This window comes from Pseudomonas sp. GXM4, from assembly GCF_008923895.1.
Classification (GTDB): domain Bacteria; phylum Pseudomonadota; class Gammaproteobacteria; order Pseudomonadales; family Pseudomonadaceae; genus Aquipseudomonas; species Aquipseudomonas atacamensis.
The window spans coordinates 1-3226 of sequence record NZ_WBRZ01000412.1 but is presented as its reverse complement, the minus strand read 5'-3'; the positions used below and the strand labels follow the sequence as shown (position 1 = coordinate 3226).

At 61.0% G+C, this 3226-nt stretch carries 1 protein-coding gene; it reads right to left on the bottom strand.

The annotated features are described in order from the left end of the window. Positions 1 to 80: 80 nt before the first annotated feature. The gene (gene mgtA / locus F8N49_RS26735; protein WP_151553236.1) at positions 81 to 2780 is read right to left on the bottom strand and encodes a magnesium-translocating P-type ATPase; all 2700 of its coding nucleotides are present in this window, start codon (positions 2778 to 2780) and stop codon (positions 81 to 83) included. Positions 2781 to 3226 lie beyond the last annotated feature (446 nt).

Here is a 3226-nt window from a genome sequence, read left to right as displayed (position 1 = left end):
ATACCAGTCAGAGACGTATTGACTGACACGGCGCCTTCGCGAGCAGGCTCGCTTCCACAGGGGAAAGCATTCCATGGCGGTTATTGCCAGCCGAACCGGCGGATGTAGAAGCCTTTAACGGCTTGGGTCAGCGCCATGTACGCCAGCAGAATCACCGGTAGAAACACGAAATACAGCGACGGCAGCGCCTGCAATTTGAAGTAATGCGCCAGCGGCCCCATTGGCAGGAAGATGCCGACCGCCATGATGACCCCGGTCATCACCAGCAGCGGCATGGCGGCGCGGCTTTGCAGGAACGGGATCTTCGGCGTGCGGATCATGTGCACGATCAGCGTCTGGGTCAGCAACCCGACCACGAACCAGCCGGACTGGAACAACGTCTGGTGATCCGGGGTGTTGGCGTCGAACACGTACCACATCAAGGCGAACGTCGTGACGTCGAAGATCGAACTGATCGGGCCGAAGAACAGCATGAAGCGCCCGACGTCAGCCGGCTGCCAGCGCTGCGGCTGTTTCAGCATCTCGTCGTCGACGTTATCGAACGGAATGGCGATCTGCGAAATATCGTAGAGCAGGTTCTGCACCAGCAGGTGCATCGGCAGCATCGGCAGGAACGGGATGAACGCGCTGGCAACCAGCACCGAGAACACATTGCCGAAGTTGGAGCTGGCAGTCATCTTGATGTACTTGAGCATGTTGGCGAAGGTGCGCCGCCCTTCGAGCACGCCCTCCTCCAGCACCATCAGGCTTTTTTCCAAGAGAATGATGTCCGCCGCTTCCTTGGCGATGTCCACCGCGCTGTCCACGGAAATACCGATGTCGGCGCTGCGCAGCGCCGGCGCGTCGTTGATACCGTCGCCCATGAATCCGACCACATGGCCGTTGCCCTTGAGAATGCCGACGATGCGCTCTTTGTGCGATGGCGTGAGTCTGGCGAAGACGTTGGTCGTCTCGACCGCCATAGCCAGCTCAGCATCGCTCATGCGCTCAATGTCATTGCCCAGCAGCAAACCCTGTTGGGCGAGGCCGACCTCGCGGCAGATTTTCGCCGTCACCAGTTCGTTGTCACCGGTCAGCACCTTGACCGCCACACCATGCTCGGCCAAGGCCTTGAGCGCTGGCGCGGTGCTTTCCTTCGGTGGATCGAGGAATGCCACGTAACCGATCAGCGTCAGTTCCTGTTCATCAGCCAGGCTGTAAGTCTCGCGCCCTTCTGCCATTGAGCGAGCCGCGACCGCCACCACGCGCAGACCTTCGGCGTTGAAGGCGCCGGTGACTTGGCGAATCCGCACCAGCAATTCATCGCTCAAGACTTCATCGACCTCGCCGTGACGCACCCGACTGCACACCGCCAGCACTTCTTCCACCGCGCCTTTGCAGATCAGTTGATGGGGCTGACCGCGGCTCTCCACCACCACCGACATGCGCCGGCGATTGAAGTCGAACGGGATCTCATCGACCTTGCGAAACACGCTGCCGACTTTCAGTTCGCGATGGACTTCCACGTGTTCGAGCACGGCGACATCCAGCAGGTTTTTCAGGCCGGTCTGGTAGTAGCTGTTCAGGTAGGCCAGTTCCAGCACAGCGTCAGAATCCTCACCCCAGACGTCGACATTACGCGCCAGAAAGATCTTGTCCTGAGTCAGGGTGCCGGTCTTGTCGGTGCACAGCACGTCCATGGCGCCGAAGTTCTGGATCGCGTCGAGGCGTTTGACGATGACCTTTTTGCGCGATAGAAACACGGCGCCTTTGGCCAGGGTCGAAGTGACGATCATCGGCAGCATTTCCGGGGTCAAGCCGACCGCGATCGACAGCGCGAAGAGCAGCGCTTCGCTCCAGTCGCCCTTGGTGAAACCGTTGATGAACAGCACCAGCGGCGCCATGACGAACATGAAGCGGATCAGCAGCCAGCTGACCTTGTTGACGCCCTGCTGAAACGAGGTCACCGCGCGGTCCGTCGCGCCGACCCGTTGCGCCAGCGCACCGAAGTAGGTGCTGTTGCCGGTGGTGAGAATCAGTGCAATCGCGCTGCCGGAGACGACGTTGGTGCCCATGAACAGAATGTTGTCCAGCTCGAGCGGGTTACGCGTGTCGCGATCGGTCTGCCGGGTGAATTTCTCCACCGGCATCGACTCACCGGTCATTGCTGCCTGGCTGACGAACAGGTCCTTGGCGCTGAGCACGCGGCAATCGGCGGGAATCATGTCGCCGGCCGAGAGCACGATCAGATCGCCGGGCACCAGTTGCTTGATCGGCAGCTCCCGCCGTGGCCCATCCCGGCGCAGCACCGTGGCGGTGTTGCTGACCATGGCTTTGAGCGCATCGGCGGCCTGATTGGATTTGCTCTCCTGCCAGAAGCGCAGCAGCGTCGACAGCACCACCATGGAAAAAATCACCACGGCCGCCTTGAGGTCTTCGGTCAGCCAGGAGATCACCGCGAGCAGAGTCAGCAGCAGGTTGAACGGGTTTTTGTAGCAGTGCCACAGATGGGTCCACCACGGCAGCGGCTGCTCGTGTTCGACCTCGTTGAGGCCATGTTGCGCGCGCAGAGTATCGGCCTCGACCTCGGTAAGCCCTTCGCCTTGCGTGCCCAGCGATGACAGCAACGCAGCGCTGTCTTCATGGGCGGCAGCGACTAGCGTGTTGGCCAGCGTCGGCGGCACTTCACGGCTGACCGTGGTGTCATTGATCGAATCCAGCAGCGCCAGACGACGGAAGTGCCGGGCGATGTGGCGGCTGCGCAGAAAGCCTGCGAAAAATTCCTTGAGCGTGAGTTTCATGGCTGTGTCCCCTGTGGTCAGCCGAGTAACCGTCGAGCAGGTACCGCCGCGCCCTGGCACCGGGAAAACCGGCACGGTAAGGCGTGGCGCGCCCGTCGGGAACGACAGGCGTGTCGATAGGCGGCGCTGACGATTGAGGTCGTCAGCACGCTTGGTTCAGCGTCGATGAGAAGGACGTCGAGACACGATCCGGAACGGGTCGTGCACGGGATGCCGCTGCTCGCTGTTACGGCGAGACAACGGCAGGGAAAGACTGCGCGTTATCTTGCCGAGAATCTGCCGGTGATCGAGACCGGCCGACAACTGTCACTCGAACAAGTACCCACTGTGGGTCTCCGCAATTGATGAAAACGCGCGCAGCTTACGCCCGCAGCGAAACGGCTGGAAGAGGTGTTTTCGGGGAATGTGGGGGGTGTTCAGGAAGGGTTCAGAATTTCCCCGTGATC